At 52.2% G+C, this 22,346-nt stretch carries 20 protein-coding genes; 9 read left to right on the plus strand and 11 right to left on the minus strand.

What is annotated here, in order from left to right:
- Positions 1–108: 108 nt before the first annotated feature.
- On the minus strand, positions 109–1,179 hold the full coding sequence (locus tag PCH05_RS07825; protein WP_127601804.1) for a lactonase family protein: 1,071 nt from the start codon (positions 1,177–1,179) through the stop codon (positions 109–111).
- Between the two features lie 162 nt (positions 1,180–1,341).
- On the opposite strand from PCH05_RS07825, the gene PCH05_RS07830 reads away from it, so the two are divergent.
- On the plus strand, positions 1,342–1,989 hold the full coding sequence (locus PCH05_RS07830; RefSeq protein WP_127601805.1) for a 3'-5' exonuclease: 648 nt from the start codon (positions 1,342–1,344) through the stop codon (positions 1,987–1,989).
- Between the two features lie 99 nt (positions 1,990–2,088).
- Here PCH05_RS07830 and PCH05_RS07835 read toward each other — a convergent pair whose 3' ends face one another.
- Positions 2,089–3,804 (minus strand): GMC family oxidoreductase, encoded by a 1,716-nt coding sequence (locus tag PCH05_RS07835; protein WP_127601806.1) that lies wholly within the window; start codon positions 3,802–3,804, stop codon positions 2,089–2,091.
- A 20-nt stretch (positions 3,805–3,824) separates the two neighbouring features.
- The gene (locus tag PCH05_RS07840) at positions 3,825–4,622 is read right to left on the minus strand and encodes a gluconate 2-dehydrogenase subunit 3 family protein (protein WP_127601807.1); all 798 of its coding nucleotides are present in this window, start codon (positions 4,620–4,622) and stop codon (positions 3,825–3,827) included.
- 153 nt (positions 4,623–4,775) lie between these two features.
- Between PCH05_RS07840 and PCH05_RS07845 the strand changes: the two genes are divergently transcribed.
- Positions 4,776–5,498 carry a hypothetical protein gene (locus PCH05_RS07845; RefSeq protein ID WP_127601808.1) on the plus strand — a complete coding sequence of 241 codons (723 nt, stop codon included), beginning with the start codon at positions 4,776–4,778 and terminating at the stop codon, positions 5,496–5,498.
- 72 nt (positions 5,499–5,570) lie between these two features.
- On the opposite strand, the gene PCH05_RS07850 is transcribed toward PCH05_RS07845, so the two are convergent.
- Both PCH05_RS07850 and tatC read right to left on the minus strand, forming a co-directional pair.
- Entirely contained in the window at positions 5,571–5,771 is a 201-nt protein-coding gene (locus PCH05_RS07850) for a twin-arginine translocase TatA/TatE family subunit (RefSeq protein ID WP_127601809.1), read from the minus strand.
- Entirely contained in the window at positions 5,764–6,522 is a 759-nt protein-coding gene (gene tatC / locus PCH05_RS07855) for a twin-arginine translocase subunit TatC (RefSeq protein ID WP_127601810.1), read from the minus strand. The genes PCH05_RS07850 and tatC overlap by 8 nt, the downstream gene beginning before the upstream one ends.
- Positions 6,523–6,767: 245 nt before the next feature.
- On the opposite strand from tatC, the gene PCH05_RS07860 reads away from it, so the two are divergent.
- Entirely contained in the window at positions 6,768–7,517 is a 750-nt protein-coding gene (locus PCH05_RS07860; protein WP_127601811.1) for an SDR family NAD(P)-dependent oxidoreductase, read from the plus strand.
- Between the two features lie 130 nt (positions 7,518–7,647).
- Positions 7,648–8,061 carry a GNAT family N-acetyltransferase gene (locus PCH05_RS07865; RefSeq protein ID WP_127601812.1) on the plus strand — a complete coding sequence of 138 codons (414 nt, stop codon included), beginning with the start codon at positions 7,648–7,650 and terminating at the stop codon, positions 8,059–8,061.
- Here the strand turns inward: PCH05_RS07865 and PCH05_RS07870 are convergent.
- Entirely contained in the window at positions 8,058–8,663 is a 606-nt protein-coding gene (locus tag PCH05_RS07870; RefSeq protein WP_127601813.1) for a pentapeptide repeat-containing protein, read from the minus strand. The genes PCH05_RS07865 and PCH05_RS07870 overlap by 4 nt on opposite strands.
- A 282-nt stretch (positions 8,664–8,945) precedes the next feature.
- Here PCH05_RS07870 and PCH05_RS07875 point away from each other — a divergent pair, with 282 nt between their 5' ends.
- From PCH05_RS07875 to PCH05_RS07895, 5 genes are all read left to right on the plus strand, one after another.
- Complete coding sequence (locus PCH05_RS07875) at positions 8,946–9,917, plus strand: ABC transporter permease (protein ID WP_127601814.1); 972 nt, start codon at positions 8,946–8,948, stop codon at positions 9,915–9,917.
- 21 nt (positions 9,918–9,938) lie between these two features.
- On the plus strand, positions 9,939–10,826 hold the full coding sequence (locus tag PCH05_RS07880) for a carbohydrate ABC transporter permease (RefSeq protein ID WP_127601815.1): 888 nt from the start codon (positions 9,939–9,941) through the stop codon (positions 10,824–10,826).
- Between the two features lie 67 nt (positions 10,827–10,893).
- The gene (locus PCH05_RS07885; RefSeq protein ID WP_127601816.1) at positions 10,894–12,576 is read left to right on the plus strand and encodes a type 2 periplasmic-binding domain-containing protein; all 1,683 of its coding nucleotides are present in this window, start codon (positions 10,894–10,896) and stop codon (positions 12,574–12,576) included.
- 102 nt (positions 12,577–12,678) lie between these two features.
- Positions 12,679–14,580, plus strand: a complete 1,902-nt coding sequence (locus PCH05_RS07890; protein ID WP_164766576.1) for a cache domain-containing sensor histidine kinase — start codon at positions 12,679–12,681, stop codon at positions 14,578–14,580.
- Between the two features lies 1 nt (position 14,581).
- The gene (locus PCH05_RS07895) at positions 14,582–16,123 is read left to right on the plus strand and encodes a response regulator (protein WP_164766577.1); all 1,542 of its coding nucleotides are present in this window, start codon (positions 14,582–14,584) and stop codon (positions 16,121–16,123) included.
- An 82-nt stretch (positions 16,124–16,205) separates the two neighbouring features.
- On the opposite strand, the gene pgmB is transcribed toward PCH05_RS07895, so the two are convergent.
- The 5 genes from pgmB to PCH05_RS07920 form a co-directional block, all read right to left on the minus strand.
- A complete protein-coding gene (gene pgmB / locus PCH05_RS07900; RefSeq protein ID WP_127601819.1) occupies positions 16,206–16,874 on the minus strand; it encodes a beta-phosphoglucomutase in 669 nt (222 codons plus the stop codon).
- A gap of 38 nt (positions 16,875–16,912) precedes the next feature.
- The gene (locus tag PCH05_RS07905) at positions 16,913–19,123 is read right to left on the minus strand and encodes an MGH1-like glycoside hydrolase domain-containing protein (RefSeq protein WP_127601820.1); all 2,211 of its coding nucleotides are present in this window, start codon (positions 19,121–19,123) and stop codon (positions 16,913–16,915) included.
- 44 nt (positions 19,124–19,167) lie between these two features.
- Positions 19,168–20,004, minus strand: a complete 837-nt coding sequence (locus tag PCH05_RS07910) for a carbohydrate ABC transporter permease (protein WP_127601821.1) — start codon at positions 20,002–20,004, stop codon at positions 19,168–19,170.
- 14 nt (positions 20,005–20,018) lie between these two features.
- Positions 20,019–20,915 (minus strand): carbohydrate ABC transporter permease, encoded by an 897-nt coding sequence (locus PCH05_RS07915; protein ID WP_127601822.1) that lies wholly within the window; start codon positions 20,913–20,915, stop codon positions 20,019–20,021.
- 107 nt (positions 20,916–21,022) lie between these two features.
- Positions 21,023–22,345 carry an ABC transporter substrate-binding protein gene (locus PCH05_RS07920; protein WP_127601823.1) on the minus strand — a complete coding sequence of 441 codons (1,323 nt, stop codon included), beginning with the start codon at positions 22,343–22,345 and terminating at the stop codon, positions 21,023–21,025.
- Position 22,346 lies beyond the last annotated feature (1 nt).

Here is a 22,346-nt window from a genome sequence, read left to right on the forward strand (position 1 = left end):
AAACGGCGCTGGCGTCTCACAGGGATATATCACCTGCTAGACGCCAGCGCCGTTTTGCATGGGGTTTACAGAGCAGACACCCTACCCCTATATCAAATATGCATAAGTTTAAAAACGATCGGCCCACACACAGACCGGCTTCGAAACTTCGTACGATTTGCCGGTATAGCTCAGCATGCCGCTCTCCGCATCTCTCGTAAATACCGCCAGATTGTTCGTATCACGGTTAACGACGAGTACGTATTGACCACCCGGAACAATGGAGAAATGGCGTGGATGCTTGCCTTCCGCCGATGCATACTGTATGGCTTCCAGCTTGCCGCTCTCCGGGTTCACCGCGTACACAACGAGGCTGTCATGCCCGCGGTTGGACCCGTACAGGAACCGGCCGTCTTCGGACATCGTGATTTCCGCGCAGCCGTTCTCGACCTGCGTGCCTGCCGGCAGCGTCGATACGGTCTCGATTTCCGTCAGGGCACCCTGCTCGGCATCGTATTGGAAAGCCGTCACCGTCGATTGCAGCTCATTGATGACATAAGCGAATCGGCCGTTTGGATGAAATACGAGATGCCGCGGACCCGCGCCTTCCTTGACCTTAGCCTCTCCCTGTAGAACAAGCTTGTCCTCCGCTTCATTGATCCGGTATGTAAAAATCGTATCCAGCCCCAGATCGCATACGAACAGGAAGCGCTGATCCGGACTATAAAAAGAAGAATGGACGTGGGATTTGCGCTCCGGCGTTTGGCCCTGATGCTCCTGGATATCCAGCACCTTGCCCACCGTTCCGTCGCTATTCAGCTCTACGAGACTAACGGAACCCTTGTGATAGCTTGCCAGCGTCAAATAACGGTCATCCCCGCGGCGCTGAATATGGCAGGACGGTCCGTTAAGGGCATCCGCCCGGCTTGTCTCCGCAAGCTTTCCTTCTGCCGGCAGTATGTCAAAAGAAACAGCATCGCTGCGTTTGCTTCCGTCCTCCGAAGCCGTTTCGCTGATTGCGTACAAACGGCGCTGCGGCGTATCCACATTCAGGAAGGTGGGATTTTTAAGGCCCGAAACCTGGTCCAGACGGGCCAGCTCCCCTGATTTTTCGTCAAATTCATATACGTACACGCCGTCCGCGGATGCTTCGGCATACGAGCCCACGAACACGAGCATGCGTTTTTGTTCCACTGTCATGGTTATCGCTCCTTCGCTTAACATTTACGTTTCATTGTATCATTCCAGGCCCGCATCCCGCAAAAGAAATGGAAGATTGTATTTCCGCGGCTCCTGCTTTAGTATGGTAGATACCTTTAAAATAAGTCGCTTCGGCGATTCGATCAGTAAGGAGTTTTACATATGGATTTTGTTGCAATAGACTTTGAAACCGCAAACGCCAACCGCTCCAGCGCCTGCTCACTCGGACTCGTCGAGGTTCGCGGCGGCGAGATTGTCGCGGAGCAGTCCTGGCTTATCGACCCGGGCCAGCCCTTCGATTACCGGAATGTGCAGATCCACGGCATCACCGAATCCATGGTACAGGGCATGCCTGCTTTCCATGAGCTGTGGCCGACCCTGCAGCCGCTCCTTGAGGGCAAGCATGTCGTCGCTCACAACGCCTCGTTCGATATGAGCGTCCTCCGTTACTGCCTGGACCGGGTTTCGATGGATTATCCCAGCTTCCAATATTACTGCACGTATCTGCTCAGCAAAAAAATGCTGAACTGGATGCCCAACCATAAACTGAACGCCCTCGCCGACTGGTACGGCATTCCCCTTCGGCACCATGATGCGCTCGATGACGCCAGAGCCTGCGCGCATGTGCTCCTGAATTTGATCCGCCAGGAGGAACACGCTTCCGCTGAGCAGTTGTCCCTTGCGCAGGGATGCAAAATCGGAACGATGTATCCGGGCGGCTATAAGCCGTTCTCGGCCCCCGCGAAGAAAAAAGAGAAATCCGCCAAAGGACGCCGCACGTACTTCTCCAACCATTCCTTTCACGGTTGAACCAGGCGGGCACTCCATGCCGCAACAATAAAAGACCGCAAAGGGCGTTGTCCTTTGCGGTCTCTCTTTTTGTCCCGTCGCTATCCCAAACTTCCCGGCTTAGACCAGACTGCCTGGCTTTTGGTGGTATTTCAGGATCCCTTCGGCTGCACGGTAGGCCAGAGCCCCCACGGTGCCAGTCGGGTTGTAGCCGCTGTTATGCGGGAAAGCCGAAGCCCCGATAACGAACAGATTGTCGGTATCCCACATTTGCAGATAGTTGTTGACCGCCGACGTGTCCGGACTGTCTCCCATGATGACGCCGCCCGTATTGTGAGTCGATTGGTAGGTCGTAATTTCATACGGCGCCAGCTCGGTGTTCGCAACGACTTTGTCTGCTCCCATCTGCTTCAGAATATCGCCGCATTTGCCTCCCATGAATTTGACGAGCTCCCGGTCCTGATCCTCGAAATCGAAGGTAATCCGCATGAGCGGATCGCCGAATTCATCCTTATAAGTCGGATCCAGATCGAGGAAATGGTGGCGGAATGGCATGCAGGAGCCTTGAGCGCCCACGTTAATATGGCGGTTGGCATACTTGACCGAGGCGGCCTTGTAATCCTTGCCCCATTTTGCCGTTCCCGGCGGCACCGTATTGTTCTGGATCGGACGCGCTCCGGTCTGGCTGTACGAGATGTTAGCCCCGTGGATAAACTTCAGGTCCTTATGATCGAAGTTGTCACCGTTAAAATCATCGATGCACATGCCAAGCGAGCCCGCTCCGGCGAAAATGTTAAACTCCTTGTCTTCGAAAAATCCCACGCCGGCCCCTTTGAGCACCTGGTAGGCATAGTTTTTGCCGATAACGCCCGTGCCCGTCTTCGGATCATAGGGTTTGCCGATGCCTGACAACAGCAGCAGACGGGCATTGTTGAAGACGTAGCTTGTCATCACGACGATGTCTGCAGGCTGCTCGTATTCTTCGCCTGTCGTCGTATCAATGTACAGAACGCCGGTTGCTTTGCCGCCTTTATGTAAAACCCGTCTGACATTGGAATGCGTGCGCAGCTCGAATTTGCCCGTATTTTTGGCCACCGGGATAACCGTGACGACCGGATCGGCCTTGGCGCCGTATTCGCAGCCGAAGCGTTCGCAGTATCCGCAATATTGGCAGGCTGCCCGTGCGATGCCGTCCGGATTCGTGTACTGCTCCGACAGGTTGGCTGACGGCATATGGTACGGATGATAATTGAGCCCTTTGCATGAATCCGAGAACATTTTCATGCCCGGGGTGTCCTTCATGGGAGGCGTCGGATATTTTTCCGAGCGTTTACCGCCAAGCGGATTCACATCCCCCGAGATGCCGGTCAGTTTCTCGAATTTGTTGAAATAAGGCTCCAGCTTATCATACGTAATGCCCCAGTCCTGAATGGTCATGCCGTCCGGGATTTTACTTTTTCCATAGCGTTCAATCGTTTTGGATTTGATCTCAAAATCATACGGCAAAAACCGGAAGGTCTGGCCGTTCCAGTGCACTCCGGAACCTCCCAGCCCATCGCCGAGCAAAAAGGATCCGTAGGAACGCATCGGCAGCGCCCTGATTTTTTCGTTGCCGCGGAACGTGATCGTTTCTTTGGATAGATCCTGAAACATTTCATACCGCAGGGCGTAGCGAAGCTCGTCGTGAACCATGTAATAGTCTTCCGTTTTACGTTCCTTGCCGCGTTCAAGCCCGACGACAGACAATCCGTTTTTGGTCAGTTCCGAAGCGATGATACCGCCGCCCCAGCCAACGCCGACAATCACGACATCTGTTTTTGGAAGTTTGGTTGCCATCTATCTCACCTCTGGTTTCATTAGGAATGTGGTAAATGCTCTCTCAAGCTGACAGGCGCCATTTTCTCGAATTTATCCTGTTCGATGATTTTGGTGTAGGACATCTGGTTGCCCGGGAAGTTTTTGAGCTTCCAGCCCCCCATATTGCCGTTGCCTCCGTACAGCGGATCTGCGTATGCCCCCTCCATCGTGCTTCCAAAAAGCGTCTTGAAAAAGCCGCTGGCGGAGATGGTCGTTAACTTGACTTCATCCGTTTCGAAGTCTTTCAGCACTTCATCCTGCTGCTCCGGCGTCAGATCCTTGAATTTTTTCTGGAATTTCTTATTGCTGTAATTCTGCATTTCCTGCAGGCCGATATCGAAGATTTCCCTGCGCTTCAGACGGCCTTGGTACCCTTGGGTGGTTTCTCCTTTATAAAACGGCCCTTGCATATACTCCCTTCCGTTGACGCCCCATTCGCCGGCAAGCTGGTGATCGATAAAATAGGCAACCCCAAGCTCCTTGGCCCCCGGACCGTTGTCATCCGCCGGAAAAAGGCGCTCGGTGGCCGCTTCCGTGATCAGAAACTGCTCCTGGGTAAAATACATCAGCGCCTGATTGAAGTTAACCGTTTCATTGGCCGGCGTTTTGTTCTCGGTCGTCCCGTTGTTGTTGGTATTGTTCGTCGTCGATTTATTTGGAGACCGCAGCAAGCTGCCGACGACGCCGCCGACAATCAGACCGCCTACGGCATATCCGGAATTTTTCAGAAAGTTTCGTCTGGACGGATCGGGTTCTTTACGCTCTTTCAGATCCTGCTCTTCCGTTTCATTAGCCATCAAATTCTACCTCCTACAAAATGTGAATACGTTCCAATGCAAATTGGATTTAACATCGTTTTTTTGTTATTTTGTCGAAATATCCCACAAATAATACATTCTCCAAAAGATAATCCTAACCGTAAGCTCAACATATCCAGGGAGGGATTTTAAATGAAAGGTTCATGGGCGAAAATTGCCGTTCCCGCCGTTTGCGTCGCCATTGCTTTAAGCGGCTGCAACACCAATGTGAAGCAAAAGGCGCAAACCAAGCCGGTCCGAATCCAGTCGAGCGATACGCAGCATCCAATGCATCATGAAGACGGGCATCCCCATGTCAACAGCATTAAGGTCATTCCAAGATTCAACGGCGAAAAAGTACGCACGACCAACCAAAATGGCACGACGTACAGCGGAATGGGTTCGGGTATTTACAGCCGCATCGGCACATCGAGTCTGCACGATACTCCGGAATCCATCACCCTCGAGAACCGTCTCGAAGCAGCCGGTCTTACCGGCGTCAAGGTGTTGACGCTTGGTGATTCGGTCTATATCGGGGATCCCGAGAAGCATATGCATACCCGAAACTCCAAGCCGCAGCCGCATAAGGTGCTGAGTCCCCAGGAAGGGGCCTCCGGCAAAGGCTATATGAGCCCTAAAGGAACCGGATACTCCATCGGCAACCGCGATATTACGGAAACGAACGCAAGCTTGGTCCGTCAGGAAGTCGAAGGAGTTTACGGCAAGAAAGTGAAGATCTACACGGTCCATCACCCCTCTGCCATCAAGGCGATTGAAAGAGTCAAAACCGCGATGCGCGCAGGAACGCCGATGAAGAAGTTAAGCGGAGACATGCAGACCATCAAGAAGAATGCCAAGCTTCACGGGGACAAATGAAAAAGGAAATGACACATGAACACCTCCTCCGGTGCATAACGCGCCGCAAGGAGGTGTTTTGAATGGGTTCATTTAATTTTTTTCAGCCAGCTTCTCCGGCTCAATGGCGGTCTCATTCGTAATTTCCTCAACGACGCCTTTCGTAGAGGAGCGGAATTCGCGCAGCGTATCCCCGACCGCTCTTCCGAGCTGCGGCAGCTTCGATGGACCGAACACGACCAGCGCAATCATCAGGATGATCATCAGTCCGGGTAACCCGATATTGTTAAACATGGCTTTCGCCTCCCTTCGGTTCGATGAGTGGATGGTCCAGCTCTCTTCGATGCAAATACCATCTGGAAACGAGAATACTGAGCTCAAATAACAAAATCAGCGGAATGGTGACGGAGAGATGGGACACAAAGTCTGGCGGCGAGATCATGGAACCGACAATGGCCAGCGCCAGATAAACATATTTCCTCGCCTTTTTCAGCAGGGCCGGCCGCAGTATGCCCAGCCTGGTCAAAAACAGGACAACAGCCGGCATTTCAAAGGCTAATGCAAGCGGGAGTACGACGCTGAACATCAGGGAGAAATACCGGTCCATCCCATACGTCTCAACCGCTCCGACGGTTTGGTTCATTTTGGAAAGAAAAGAAACCATCATCGGAAACGCGACATAAAAGCTAAAGGCCACCCCGATGGTGAACAGGACGAACGCCATGGGCACAAACCAGAAGGTTTTCTTGGCCTCCTCATCGGTCAAGCCTGGCCGTACGAATGCCCACACATGATAAAGCGCAAGCGGAAGGGTAAAAAAGACAGCCACCAGGAACCCGCATTTCATGTAAATGAACATGCCGTCGGTCAGCGAGAAGACATTCCAAGCGATATCTGCGGCAGCCGGCCGATTTTTGATATACATCAGCACTGTCGGCGACATGTATAAGCCCCCAGCCAACGTCACGATAAAAAAGAGCATCACCCAAATCAGGCGTTTTCGCAGCTCCGTCAGATGGGTGACCAGCTCATCACTGTTAATCAATCAACCGCCTCCTCTTTTACCGCCTTTAGGGTAGACCCGCCAGGCTCCAGTGCACCGGCGATAATGTTTATTGTATCCAGATTTTGCAGAATTATAGCTGATTATGTCGCAAAAGCTTGTGACATAGGATGAGCTTGATGTCCAGCGTTTCTATCCGTTTTTCACAACTTTTTCACATTTGATTGTTCTTATGTAAAGGGATACAATAAACACGTAAGTAACTTAGATATTGGAGGTCTAAACATATGAAATTTAAAGAAAAAACGTTTCTCGTAACCGGCGGCGCAGGCGGAATCGGCAAAGGTATCGTTACCGCTCTGGCTAAAGAGGGCGCACGCGTTGTCTTCTTTGATATTAATGAAGAGAAGGGCAAAGCGACCGAGGAGGAAATCAGCAAAATTTCGGAGTGCATGTTCATTAAAGTGAACCTGATGGAAAAAGACGACGTCGTTGCGGGCTTTCAAAAGGTCATCGACAAGTACACAACCATTCATGGTCTCGTAAACTGCGCACAAGCGTCCAGAAACCTTCCTTTCATGGAAACGACGGAAAAAGAATTTGAGCTTGCTTTCGGAACGGGCTTCTGGCCAACCTTCCATCTGATGAAGCTCAGCTACCCGCACCTGAAAGAAACCCAGGGCTCTATCGTGAACTTCGCTTCGGGCGCAGGTCTGAAGGGGATGTTGACGCAAACCTCCTACGCTGCAGCCAAAGAAGCCATCCGCGGCATTTCCCGCGTGGCAGCAAACGAATGGGGTCCGGACAACATTAACATCAACATTGTCTGCCCGATCGCCGCTTCGGAAGGGGTCGCAGAATGGAGACAGCATAACGCTGAAGCTTACGACCATATGGTAAGCGCCATCCCGCTTCGCCGCCTGGGCGATCCGGAACAGGATATCGGCCGCGTGGTCTCCTTCCTGCTGAGCGAGGACGCGAAGTTCATGACCGGACAGACCGTTATGGTGGACGGCGGAAGCGTCATGCTGCGCTAGAACCCGGTTTGAACTCCGGCCCGATGGCCGGGCCACAAAAACAAAGCATCCCGGCAATTCAATTGCCGGGATGCTTTGTTATGTATTAAGATATTTAGACATCACACATCCTTGGAAAGGAATAACGACGATGAAACAGGATGTAACCATTTCCCACGAACCTCCCGCCGCAGAGGAGTACGTGAACCTGCGCCTAAAGGCAGGCTTAAGCGGCAAAGACGTCGAAGCCTCACGCCGCGGGCTGCCGAATTCCCTCTTTGCCGTTACCTTGCGGCTCGAAGGTGAATTGATCGGCATGGGCAGAGTCATCGGCGACGGCGGCTGCATGTTCCATGTCGTCGACATTGCCGTTTCGCCGAAACATCAAGGCCAAGGACTCGGCAAGAGAATCATGGCCGAAATTACGGCCTATTTGGACCAAGCCGCGTCCAAGGGTGCCTATGTCAGCCTGATGGCCGACGTTCCCGCTGACCGGCTGTATCAGCAGTTTGGCTTTGAATACGGTGCGCCGGCGTCAGTCGGCATGTACAAAAAATACAACTAATCGACCTTGGCCCCATAGGAGCGGGCCACGTTCACAGCCTGCTCCAAATCAATCCGCACCCCGGTAAGGTCGAAGGCCCGGTAATCGATCCGGTCCATCTTAGCTCCCCTCAAATCCGCTCCTTTAAGCACTGTCTTCGTCAGCTTGGCCCCCGTGAGATCCGCTTCGCGCAAATCCGCCTTCTGGAGATTGCTTTGACTCAGATCGGCTTCGATCAAGCGAATTCCCTTCAGCATCTGCTTGGTCAAATTCACCTGCCGCAGATTCGTGTACGACCAATCCCCGCCTTGAATCGTGATCCCGTCCATCAAGGCACCCGCGAAGTCGCTGCCGATCATTTTGCAGTCCTCGAACTTCGACACAAACAGATTCGCCCCGGCAAACCGGCAGTTCGTAAATGCCGACCGGGTATGCAGGGAAGCGTTGAACGTCGTCCCTCCAAAATCACAGTCAATAAACTGGCAGCCGCTGGTCCAGATTTCATCCATCGAGGCTCCCCGGAAAATACACCGGTTAAAGGTGCAGCCCTTCAGTTCCCCATTTTTCAAATCCGCTTGGCTGAAATCCACGCGTTCGTATTCCTCGTCTATGTATTGAAACATGACATCCCCACTCCTCTTCATCGACTGTCCCCAGATTAAACTTCCTTCTTCTGATCCTAACAAACATACGTTCTTTCATCAATGACGCACCCGGCAATCTTTTTTGGCAAGACCCGAAAAACGCAACCCGAAAAACGAAATTTAGCACCTGTTTCTTCCTTTCATCCCAGCCTACAATGGAAAGTACATAATGAAAGCACATACACAAGGATTTTGCCAAAAATGCCAAACAGACAGATGACAAAGCGGCGTTGCAAAATCCCAAACAGGAGGATGGATCCCATGAGTGCCAAACATGGCGCAGAGCTCACGCAGCCCGGGTACAACGTTAGGGCAACCGGCAAGCAAAGGACATTGCTGCGAAGGCTGCTGAGCCAGAAATATTTACAGGTGATGGCGCTGCTCGGCGTCGCCTGGATGATCATTTTCAACTACATTCCTTTGTACGGCAGTATTATCGCATTCAAACAGTATGTCATCACGCACTCCATCGCGGAAGCCCCTTGGGTCGGGCTTGACAACTTCAAGGCTTTTTTCGAAGATGAAGATTTGCCAAGGGTCATATGGAACACACTCGGCATCAGCCTGATCAAGCTGGTCATCGGATTTCCGCTGCCGATCCTCTTCGCCTTGTTCCTGAACGAGCTGCGATCGATCCGGCTGAAAAAAGCGGTACAGACCATTTCGTACCTCCCCCATTTCCTTTCCTGGGTCATTCTCGGCGGAATTCTCGCCACCTGGCTCGCGGATGTGGGGATCATCAACCATATTCTTATGGCGCTCCATCTCATTAAGGAACCGATCAGCTACCTGGCTGAGCCCAAGTACTTCTGGGGCATTATCGTCACCTCCGACATCTGGAAGGAGCTCGGCTGGTCCGCGATTATATATCTGGCCGCGATCGCCGGCGTATCGCCCGATCTTCACGAAGCCGCAACCATCGACGGGGCCGGACGCTTCCAGCGTATGTGGCACGTCACCCTGCCGGGCATTAGAAGCACGATCACGATTTTATTCATTCTGGCCGTCAGCGGCATCCTGAACTCGAACTTTGATCAAATCCTCGTGCTGCGCAACTCGCTGAACGAAAGCGCCAGCAGCGTTATCGACATTTACGTTTACCAGACAGGTATCGTGAACAACCGGTTCTCGTATTCGACGGCCGTAGGCTTGATTAAGTCTATTATTGCGCTCGTGCTGCTTCTGATTGCCAATTCCGTGTCCAAGAAGCTCAACGACACGTCCCTATTCTGACGAAAGGTGGTCTGCTGACCTATGCTTAACTTGAAACGAAGAACCGCCGGGGACGCGATGTTCGACGCATTTAATGTACTGATCATGCTCGCCATCTGCTTCATCACCCTTTACCCGATATGGTTCGTTCTCGTGAACTCTTTCAACGAAGGACAAGACGCCATGCGGGGAGGCATCTACTGGTGGCCGCGGATTTTCAGCCTAGAAAGCTACCAGGCGGTGTTCCGCAGCAGCGGCATCATGACAGCGATGGGCGTAACGATCGCCAAAACCCTGCTGGGCACCATCGTCCATGTCTTTTTTACCGCGATGGTCGCCTATGCATTTTCCCGCAGAGAGCTTGTCGGCCAAAAGCTGTACATATTGATCGGCACGATCACCATGCTGTTCCCCAGCACACTTATTCCCTACTACTTGCTGATCCGTGACCTGCATCTGCTCGACAACTTTCTGGTATATATCATTCCGGCGATGTTCAGCTTTTTCGACCTGATCATTCTCATGACCTTCTTCAGGGAAATTCCCGATGGCCTGGAGGAAGCCGCGAAAATCGACGGAGCCAATGATCTCTCCATTTTCGTACGCGTCATTATTCCTGTCTCCATGCCCGTCATCGCCACCATTGCTCTTTTCCATGGGGTCTATCAGTGGAATGATTACTTCACAGGCATGATCTATATCAACAACATGGACCTGCAGCCGATCCAGACCTACCTGTACCGGATCGTCGCCCAGTCCAGCTCGAATCAGATGGCCTCGGCGATGCCGGGCGGCATATCCAAGAACGTCACCTCGCAGTCCATCAAGCTGGCTACCATGGTTGTGACGACGGCTCCGATTGTGCTCGCCTATCCGTTTCTGCAGAAGTATTTTGTCAAAGGCCTCATGATCGGTTCCATCAAAGGCTAGAAAAAGGAAATTTTTAACTTGACGGCAACACATGCTTTACCAAAATATATCAAGAGGGGTAAACAAGATGAGAACAAGCCATTTCCGCAAGAGCAGCCTGCTGCTGCTGGCCTTCACGCTGATGATGTCGCTCGCCGCGTGCGGCGGCTCAGCCACCAAGGATGAACCCAAGGCAGCGGAGCAGCCGGATAACAAAACCGAGCCGGCCACCGAGACGAAAACGGTATCGGCCGATGAGCCGGGCTGGAAAATCGACACTTCGCCGATTACATTTGATTGGTATTTGAACTTCTCCTGGTTTGCCAACAAATGGGGCGTGGATCCGACCTCGCAGTATGTCACGAAGAAAACCGGCGTCAATCTGAACTTTATCGTGCCTGCCGGCAACGAAAACGAGAAGCTGAACACCATGATCGCATCCGGAAGCCTGCCGGACTTCATTACGCTCGGCTGGTGGGAAGACGGCGTGAAGTCGATGATCGAGGGCGATCTGGTACTCCCGCTGAACAAGCTCGCGGATGAATACGATCCTTATTTCATGAAAGTCGCCGATCCGGCCAAAATGGCCTGGTACAAACAGGATGACGGCAATACGTACGTTTATCCGAACTCCTCCTCTTCGCCAAAGGATTTCGAAAAATATTCGGGAGAATATCTGTCGAACCAAACCTTCCTAGTCCGTAAGGATATGTACGAGGCGCTCGGCAAACCGGATATGCGCACACCGGAAGGCTTCCTGAACGCGCTGAAAGCCGCGAAGGAGAAATTCCCAGAAGTTGAAGGACAGCCGCTGATTCCGTTCGGTTTGACCGAATTCGGCGACACGGGCAACGGCAGCCTGGAAGGCTACCTGCAAAATTTCCTGGCCATCCCTTACGAGAAGGACGGCAAGCTGTACGATCGCACAACCGATCCGGAGTATATCCGCTGGCTGAAAACGATCCGTCAGGCGAACGAGCAAGGTCTGCTCGCGAAGGACGTATTCATTGATAAACGTCCGCAAATGGAAGAAAAAATGGCCCAAGGCCGCTACTTTGCCATGATGTATCAGCGCAGCGACCTGACGGCCCAAGAGAACGCCCTGTACGCGAAAGATCCGAATTCCGTCTACATCGCAGTCGACGGACCGGCGAACTCCAAAATGGATCCGCCAACGCTGGCCGGCCCTGGCATTTCCGGCTGGACGGTAACGCTCATTTCGAAGAAGGTCAAGGACAAAGCCAGAGCGATCCGCTTCCTGGAATACCTGATCAGCGAGGAAGGCCAGAAAGACCTGTACCTCGGCGAAAAAGGCGTCAGCTACGACACGATCGACGGCAAAGACCAATTCAAGCCCGAAGTGCTTGATTTGCTGAATAAAGACCGTTCGGCTTTTGACAAGAAATACGGCTCCTCCCTCACCTTCTGGATGATGCAGGACACGAACATGATTCTGCAGTGGCAGCCGCCTAGTGTCGAGCCGTTCAAGCAAATGGAAGACTGGACCAAAGGCAAAACAAAGAGCTTCTCCCAGTACGACAACATCAATCCGACGGGCAATTCCGAGGAAGGCGTCGCCAGCAACAAAATCGCCCAAACCTGGGGCAAAACGCTGCCGAAGCTCCTGCTCAGCAAATCGGATGAAGAATTCGATAAAATTTGGAACGACTTCCTCGATAAGCGGAATAAAGCCGGCTTCGACAAAGTGGAAGCTTTCAAGCAGACCAAATTCGAGGATAACGTGAAAAAACTTCAGGAGTTTCTGAATTAACATGTAAACAGCAGTTTCATATCCATCCAAAAAGCCCCATTTTTGCGCGGGCTTTTTGGATTTTCGTCTTGTTATCCCAATATGGCTTTCGGAGTGTGTCCTATGTTCAAACCCTTTCGCGCCATTTTTCTACAACTTGTTCACAGGCTTGAGCATTACTCGCTGCAGCAGCGCTTGTTCTTTTCTTATATCATCATCATCCTGATTCCGAGCATCATTTTCTCGTTCATCATTTTCAGGCAGCTGAATACAAGCTTCACGAAGGATGTCATGCGAAAGAGCGAGAGCTCGATCGAAATCGAGAAAACGAACATCAAAAATAATATGGAGACGATGGAGCGGGCCGTGCAGCTTGCCATATCGGACCGCGAAGTCATGTATTATCTCGACCGATCAAGCGAGCCGGAAACCTCCGACCTCATTGATTTCAGCAACAGCACCGTCAATAACATTTTGCGGCTTCAATTCAACAACCCGGATATCGAGCATATCCGCATTTTCTCGGACAATCCTTATATCAGCGAAATCTGGCCGGTATTCCTGAAGGAAAACCGCGTGCAAAGCGAGCCATGGTACGAGGAGCTGATCCGGTTGGACGGGGCGAGCCTGTGGCAAATTTCGGAACGGGACAAGGATCCGATCCATAACCTCGTTTTGGATGAAAAGGAATTCCGTCAGAAAATGTCACTGCTGCGCGAGCTCGAATATCCGAAAGGCCGCCATGTCGGCTTGATTCAGGTCGATATGCTGTTGACCAGCTTTTTTCCCAGCACCTACAAGGTTCATGACCATAACGGACAATCCCAAATGCTTATCCTGAACGAAAATGGCCGCTTGTATTATTCCGCGTCCTCCTCCATGCTCTCTGCCGATCAATTGGCAGACGCACGCATAGGGGATAAGCTTCACCTAACAGATGATAAGACGCTGGCGCATTTCGAGATGAGCTTGTCCGGTAAGCCTTACCTCGTCGTATATGCATACATAGACAGCATCAAGTCGTATGTGGTACAGCTGACATCCATGGAGGCCGTGCTGTCTGAGCTGAATAAAACGAGAAACACCATGCTGCTTGTCAATGTCATCCTGATTGCGATCTTGTCCGTATCAACCTTTTTTCTCAATTCGCTCATCTTGAAGAAGCTGCGGCAGCTGACGCTTTCCATGAAAAAAATCCGCCTCGGCGATTTTAATATCCAGCTTCCGGTCGGCGGCGGCAGCGAGGTCGGCGAGCTCACCCATCATTTCCGGAAAATGATCAACAAGATCAACGAGCTTATCGCCGATGCCGTCAACAAACAGGCGGCCACGAAGGAAGCCGAGCTGAAGACGCTGAAAAATCAGATCGACTCCCATTTTTTGTACAACACGCTGGAAAATATCAAAATGCTGGCGGAAGTCGAGAATCAGCAGCCCATATCCGACGCCCTGACCTCCCTTGGGAGCATGATGCGCTATAACCTCAGATGGAGCAGCGAATATGTGCGCCTGCGCGAGGAATTGAACCATATCCGTCACTATATTGCCCTGATGAACCTGCGTTTCGATCAGCGGATCCATTTCCATGCGGAGCTTCAGGAGCAGGAACTGGATTTGGAAGTTCTGAAGATGTCCCTGCAGCCTATCATTGAAAATGCCGTCAAGCACGGCCTGCGCAGCAGCGCCTCCGGCGATGCCGACCTGAATATCTCGCTGAGAACCTTTCCCATGAACCGAACGCAGGTCATCTTGATCGAAGACGACGGCAGAGGCATGACCCCGGAGAAAACCGAGCAGTTAAACCATAAGATTCGCAGCACGGAATCCGGTGAACAGACCGCGTCCGAAAACGTGTTGGCACGCAGCGAAAAAAGCGGCAGCGGCATCGGGCTGCGGAACGTTCATCAGCGCCTGCAGCTGTTTTACGGTTATGAATATGGCTTATGGGTCGAGAGTGAGGATGGCAAATACACCCGGGTCTTGATGAAGGTCCCTTACTTCAACGTGAATGGAGGCGTATCTTGACATGTATCAGCTTGTAATCGTCGACGATGAGAGAAACATCCGAACAGGCCTCAAGGCCATGATTGAAAGAGAATTCCCCTCCTTGTTCACCATACGGCTCGCTGCCGGGGGTACGGAGGCGCTCGAGATCTACCATGAAATGAGAGCCGATATTCTAATCACGGATATACGCATGCCCGACATGGACGGCCTGGAGCTGATCCAGGAATTAAATCGGGAAGCCCGTCCGCCGGCGGTTATTATATTAAGCGGCTATGATGATTTTCAATATGCCAAAGAGGCGATTTTGTATAAGGTCAAAGAGTATCTGCTTAAGCCCATTGTGCGCGATGAACTGTTTAAGGCGATGAGACGGATCACGGATGAGCTGAAGCGGGAGCTGGATGTCAGCCGAGAATTGGAAAAACTGAACCGTTACAGGGAGGAACAGGCCGCGGATCAGCTGAATTATATTTTTCTTCATCCGGACATTCCCGAGCACGAGATCGAGCAGCGATGCGCCAAAGCCGGCCTGCATCTCTTAAACTCCCCTTACGTAACGGGCGTGATCAAGAATAGCGAACAGCGGAGCACGGACATTAGAAAGCTTTGGATGGATTATTCCCTCCCGGGGAATTCCATTGCCTTTGAGGACAAAGATTCCAATCTGGTCGTGATAGATTCGGGCGAAGAAGCTTTATCGGGCTTTATCGAGTATGCAGGCGATATGCGCCTTCATGTCTGGATCGGCATCAGCTCTCAGGCCGTGGGGGCGGGCCGTGTCAAGGACAGCTACGTTCAAGCCATACACGCTTTGAAATATAGAATGCTGGAGACGAAACCGGGCACCTTCTTGTTTCATTACGATGAAATCAAGCATCTCCCCAGCCCTCGGAGTCTCCCGGAGGAGAGCATCCGCAGGTTGGCCAATCTGCTGGGAACCGGCAAGAGACAGGAGATTCAGGAGCTTTGGCATGAAATCATGAATCTGCAGGAGATTAAAAGCTATGATATTTCCTATCTGGAGCAGCTCAGCCGGCTGCTGAACGAGCTGGTGTTTGATCAAGTGTTTACAAGCTATGGCGAAGCTTCGGTGGAAATTTTGAAAAGCTGCAAAAAAATCGGCTATCTGTACAATAGCAGAACGATCAGCGACTATATCCATGAGGCCGAAGTGCTTCTGCTCCGGCTGGACGGCTACATCAAAGATATCAAGGATGTGCATCTCGGTCATGCCGAAATGAAGGAGGCCATCGATTATATCGGGCAGAACTACGACAAACCGCTCAACATGGCCACCGTATCCAATCATGTCTCGCTCAACTACTCTTACTTCAGCGAGAGCTTCAAGCAATTCACGGGGATGAGCTTTGTCCCCTATCTCAAGAAGGTACGGATTGATAAAGCGAAGGACTTGCTGGAGCAAACGAACCGGAAAGTATATGAAATTGCCGATCAGGTCGGCTTTGAGAACGTCAAGCAGTTTAACCGGGTTTTCCGTGAATTGGAGGGAATCTCCCCGATGGAATATCGGGAGAAAGCGTGGATTCATCATTTGCATTGATTAATCAGAAGGATTGCTTTATCAAACAAAAAGGCGGTTCCAAGCCGTATGGCTTGCGAGCCGCCTTATTTCGTTCCTGCCGCTACTCCATGTGAGCGGCAGCAAGCAGCTGTCGAAGCGTGAGTCCACTTGTGGATGGGAGCACCCAATCAGCTCCGGACGGACCCAGAATGCGCTGCTCGCCGATACCGACGGCATACATGCCCGCTGCCTTGATCGCTTCAATACCGGCCTGTGCATCCTCGATGCCGATGCAGCAGGACGGATCGGCCCCGACCAGCCCGGCGCCTCTCAAGAAAATATCCGGCGCCGGTTTGCCCGGTATGCCTTGCGGATCGGCGATCGCCTGGAACGCATCGGTCAGCTGCAGCGCATCCAGAATCAGCGGCGCGTTTTTGCTGGCCGAAGCGATAACTGCCGGAACGCCGTTATCCTTCAGCTCCTGAAGAAGCTCCTTGATGCCCGGATAAGCGTCTTCAGGCGCCAGACTGGCCAGCAGAGCGACGTACTCGTCGTTTTTGGCCTGGGCAAGCTGTTCCTTTTCGGCCTGCGAGTAACGCTGCTCCTGATGCCCATGGATCAGAATCCGCTCCAATGACTGCATCCGGTCAATGCCTTTGAGGGATTCGTTGAACTCGCTGTCGATCGTAATCCCGATCCCCTCGGCCATTTGCTTCCATGCGATAAAATGATATTTGGCGGTATCGGTAATGACTCCATCCAAATCGAATAATACAGCCTGCAGTTTCATTTCCATGCCTCCTATGCCCTACGTGTGATGTTTGATGTTCATTGGCATGACATCGTTATGGAGATCAGCTTCTCATCGGATATATGCGTCTGCCCGTTCCATTCAAATACCACTTTGTAGCCGGATGGATTGGCGATTTCTGCGTGCATGTTCCCCTGCTCGGATCGCAGCATGACATCCAGAAGCGCGTCGCCGATTCTGAGCTGCTTCAACGAGACTTTTTTGCCTTCCCACGCCGACGGGATGAGCGGCGTCATATGCACGGTCCGCAAATGAGCCAGCGGCTTGATTCCGACGAAGTGACGGATGAGAGGAACCGCCATCGCATACACTGTCCATGCTTGTACGGCACAGCCATAGTCCGGGGACATTTCATTCATGGAACCCGGCAGAGCCATGGAGAAGGTACGCATCATCCGCTGCAGCAAATCCAGCGCGGCATCGGCATTGCCGTAAACAGCTTCGGCGACGGCATGCGCTCCTGTCGAAATGGTCATGATCTCGTTTTGGTACAATCCGGAAAGATACGTGCCGTAATCGCCGATAAATTCGCTGCTGCGCATCCGTTCCAACGCGCGTCTGCCCTTCTCCTCATCGGCAATCCCGGATTCCATCGGCGTAACGATGACCCAGTTTTTGTTGAGCAGCCAGCCGCGGTCCGCTTCATCGTCGCCGCTGCCCTTCAATAGCTGATCCAGGTAGTCGCGGTATCCGGTAATCCCGTGTTTCTCGGCGACACGGACCAGATGGTCGGCTTTCGGAATGATATCCTTCTTCGGCGCGACCGCGTCCGCGAAGAGGCCTTCATCTTCGCACCAATACATGTCATTGATCGCTTTTTTCATGCGGTCTGCGAGCAGCTCATACGCGTCTGCGCTTCCGGAGTCCCCCAGCACCCTGCTCATCTGCGACAGTGCCCGAGCCGCCTGCGCGGTGTATACGGCGGAATCGATCAGCTCCATGTTCAGGCCTGAAATTTCGATGATGCCATAGCCTGACGGGAATAAATCCCGATCCGGATCCATCTCCCGCAGCAGCCAGTCGAGCCCTTTGACGCAAATGTCGTAATTCTCCTGCAAAAAGCCGGTATCTCCCGTCCAGCAGAACATATCCCAGATCATTCCGATGAAATGGGCCGTTTCCTGCGTATTGCCCGGATTGGCAACAGCCCCCATCGTCGTAATTTCATGCACGATCCTACCGTTGCCGTTCGCTTCCATAGACATTTTTCGCAAAATATCGACCGTGTCTCTGGCGAGTTCGAAGTCCCCGATCGCCATTAACCCTTGAACGGAATAGGAATTGTCGCACCTGAACCACCATGGATAATGCGGCGAACCCGCCGTCAGGCCGCGCCCGATGAAATCCACGCGCTGCACGAGCCACTGGGTGTTCCATTTGGCCCAGCTGAAAATATCATTCAGGCGCTCCTCGCCTTCGACCTCCAAATGCGACATGCTGTCTATTCGCTCGAATATCCGCTGTTTATCCTCCAGCAGCTGATTTCGGTTCTGCCGCAGACGCTCATACGTCGCTTCACACTCTTCAGACGATGTATAGGAGCCTGCGATGTACACATCAAACGTATATTTTTCGCCTGGAGCAAGCGATTTGTCGACCGTCATGGATAGGCCTGTTCCTTTGCCTGCCGTCCATTCGGGACCCAGCACATCGGCACCTGTCCGCATCTGCTGTCCTGATACGCCCGGCATTTCAGCCCCAAATTTAACATACCAGTCGTTACCGCTATCCTTGGCAAGTCCATCCCAGTCGGATACTGTCTCAAAGCAGTCCTCCTGTCCGTCCTCGATTCCGATTTCCTCGGAAAACCATACGGGTCGCAGATCCGTCCGGCACAGCAGCTCCAGCTCCAGCTCGGTCTCCTGATCGGAATAGTTATGCAGCTCGTAACGCACGGTCATCCCTTTTTCCAGCTCGGGCGCAAATTGGGTACGAATTATGGATGCGGGAATATGGCCCAGACCATGGTCATAGCGGAATTCGCTGCCCCAAGGATGATTGATGAATTCATCGGCCTTCGCCCATACGGATATATCCCGCTTTTTATCTTTCACTCTCAGCCAAAAGCCATCGAGCAGCTTGATGGGATGCAGCCAAACGCCACCCATTTCGCCTGCGAGATGATGCCCGAGATCAGGAAAATAACCATCCTGCGTGCCGATCGTCTTCATGTATTCCCCTGCCGTCAAATAAATCGGAAACGGATGCCTGCTGCTCACGTTCTTCATCAAATTCTCCTCTTCTTTCCGTATTGATCGCCTGTCAGTCTCGCTTAGCCCTTCATGGCTGATGACAAGGAAATGCCTTCAATGAAATACTTCTGCAGGAAGAAAAATACGATAATGGCCGGCAGCATGATCAGCACCGTCGCTGCCATCAGCATATTCCATTCCACATTGTACAGCCCCTTGAACATGGACAAGCCGAGCGCAAGCGTATATTTCGTATTCGTATTCAGGTAAATCAGCGGTCCCTGAAAATCATTCCACACGCCCATAAACGTAAAGATGGCGACCGCAATCAGCGGCGGCTTGCTGAGCGGAAGCATGATCCGTGTGAAGATGCTCCAGCGGGATGCCCCGTCCATGAATGCCGCTTCATCCAGATCTTTCGGGATGCCGCGCATGAACTGCCGGATCAGGAAGATGTTAAAGGCGCCACCACCGAAAAATGACGGAATGATCAGCGGCAGGAACGTATCGACCCAGCCGGCTTCCTTGAACATAATGAACATCGGAATCATCGTCACCTGTCCCGGCAGCATCATCGTTGCCAGCAGGACGAGGAACAGGAATCTTTTCCCTTTGAAGCTGAAACGGGCAAATCCGTATGCGCACAGCGCCGACGAGAACACCGTTCCGATCATGACCGGAATCAGAATGATCAGCGTATTTTTGAGAAACAGGAAGAACGGTACTGCCGTGACCGCGTTTTTGTAGTTCTCCCAATGCCAAACCTTCGGAATGAACGAGTCCTGAAACACCTCGGCCGGCGATTTGAGTGACGTGGATACCGTCCACAGCAGCGGCACGAGCACGATTGCGGCACCGACGATCAGCAGCAGAAACGTAAGCATCCGTCCCAGGCTCCATTTATGGCTCATCAACATGTCAATTTCCCTCCTTAATCCCGCTCATCATCGCCATTGTAGTAGACCCACATGGAAGAGCTGCGGATGACAATGAGGGTGAAGATCAGGATGATGGCGAACAGAATCCAGGATAATGCCGAAGCATAACCCATTTCGAAGCTCACGAACGCCTTGTTGTACAAATAGAGATTATAGAAGAGAGTGGAGTTTAGCGGTCCTCCGTTCGTCATGACGAAGGCCTGCGTAAAATATTGAAATCCGCCAATGATCCCCATGATCAGGTTGAAAAATATCGTCGGCGAAATCATTGGCACCGTTACGCTCGTGAACCGGCGGAGCGGACCCGCGCCGTCCAGCTGAGCGGCTTCATAAAGCTCTTCCGGAACGCCCTGCAGACCGGATAAGTAAATGATAATGGTATTGCCCACGCCCCACATGCCCATGACAATCAGCGCCCCAAGCGCGTAGCTTGGATCCTGCAGCCAGGCCGGGCCTTCAATTCCAAACCATCCCAGGGCCCGGTTCAAGATACCGTATTCCGGATTGAAGATCATAATCCACATCATGGATACGGCCACGGCCGGTATGACGGAAGGCATGAAATAAATAAGCCGGAACAGCTTCATCCCCCGCGTGCGCATATTGAGCAGGAGGGCAATCAGAATCGATGCGATCTGGTACAGCGGTACGGACACCAGCGCAAAAATAAACGTGACTTTCAGGGATTGGTAAAACAGTTCATCATGAAAAATAGCCTTGAAATTGTCGAGTCCTACAAATTCGATCGAACCGATCCCCGTAATAATGTCCCACTTGCTGAAGGACAGCACCAAGGAGAACAGCATCGGTCCCAATGTAAATATCAATAAGCCCAAAAACCAAGGAAGAATGAATAAGTAGCCAGCTCTCTCTGATCGCGAATTTCGCATGGTGACCTCCTCGACATATGGATGCCGGACGGCCCGGAAACGGGCCGCCTCATCCGGAGTAGCTTGAAGGGCGAAGCGTAATGATCCAGACGCTTCACCCTCCCGCCCTATTTCTGGATTTTGCTGTCTACGTTCTTGGCCGCTTCATCCAAAGCATCCTTAACGGTGGATTTGTCGAGCAGTATCTTCTCCATCGCTTTGTTGAACTCTTCGGTGAAAATCGGAGCGTTGGCAGAACGCATGGAGATCGGTTTTTTCGCGTAGTTCATCATTTCGATAACCGGTTTATCAACGACTTCCGTCGATTTCACTTGGTCAAGCTCGGCTACCGTAGCCGGCAGCACTTGGCCTTTTTCGGAGCGTGCCTTTTGGGCCTCGGTTCCGGAGAGCCATTTCATCAGCTCAAACGCCTCTTGCTTATGCTTGCCGTTGGCGTTCATCGCCCAGCCAGCCGCCGCGATAATGCTGGCACGCTCACCGCCTGCGCCGGTAGGGATCAATGCCGATCCGTACTGCACATCGGATTTGTCCAGGTCGCCTTTTACCCAGCGTCCCGTAATCATCATGGCCAGCTTATCCGTCATGAACATGGAGGAGTCGCCGCCAAGCGTCTCGGTATCCTGCGGAGTCGGGGATACGCGGTCAGCGCCTTTGGTCAGGGCTACGTATTTCTCCAGCGCAGCAACCGTCTTGTCGCTGTTCATGAAGCCTTCGGCTTTCGTACCGTCCTCATTGCCGATATCCGTGCCGTTCAGCCAGAGATAGATATAGATCGGATATTCCCACTTGGTGGCGTTGAAGCCGAATTCCTTCACCTTGCTGCCATCCTTCTTCGTCAGCTTCTTGGCTGCTGTGATCATGTCGTCCCAAGTCCATTGATCGTTCGGATAAGGGATTTTCGCCTCATCGAACATCCGTTTGTTGTACCACAAAGCGAGCGGGTTAAAGTCTTTTGGCAGGTAATACAGCTTGTCGTTGATTTTGCCCATGTTGATCAGATCAGGCTGGAAAATATCGGTCTTGAACGAGGTGTCGGCTTTGAGATAATCGTCCAGCGGCTCAACGACACCTTTGTCAACATATTTGAAATAATCGCCCTCGCCGATCAGGAATACATCCGGCGCTTGCCCGGCCGCGAGCGAAGTCGTCAGCTTTGTCGCATAACCGTCGCCCGGCACCGGTTCGAAGGTAACCTTGATGTTCGGATGGGATTCATTGAACTGGTCAGCCAGCTTTTTCTCGACCGAGTCAGCCGTAAGCTCGCCCCAAGTCGTGAATTTCAGTTCTACCACCTTGTCTTTACTGCCGCTGCCTTTATCTTCTGTACTGGCACCTGCATCTTTGGTGGAGCCTGACGAGCCGGAAGAGCACGCACTCAGCACCATGCTGAACATTAAAATAAACGCGAGACCTGCAGACCATTTTTTCATA

The organism is Paenibacillus chibensis (assembly GCF_004001045.1).
Classification (GTDB): domain Bacteria; phylum Bacillota; class Bacilli; order Paenibacillales; family Paenibacillaceae; genus Paenibacillus_AQ; species Paenibacillus_AQ chibensis.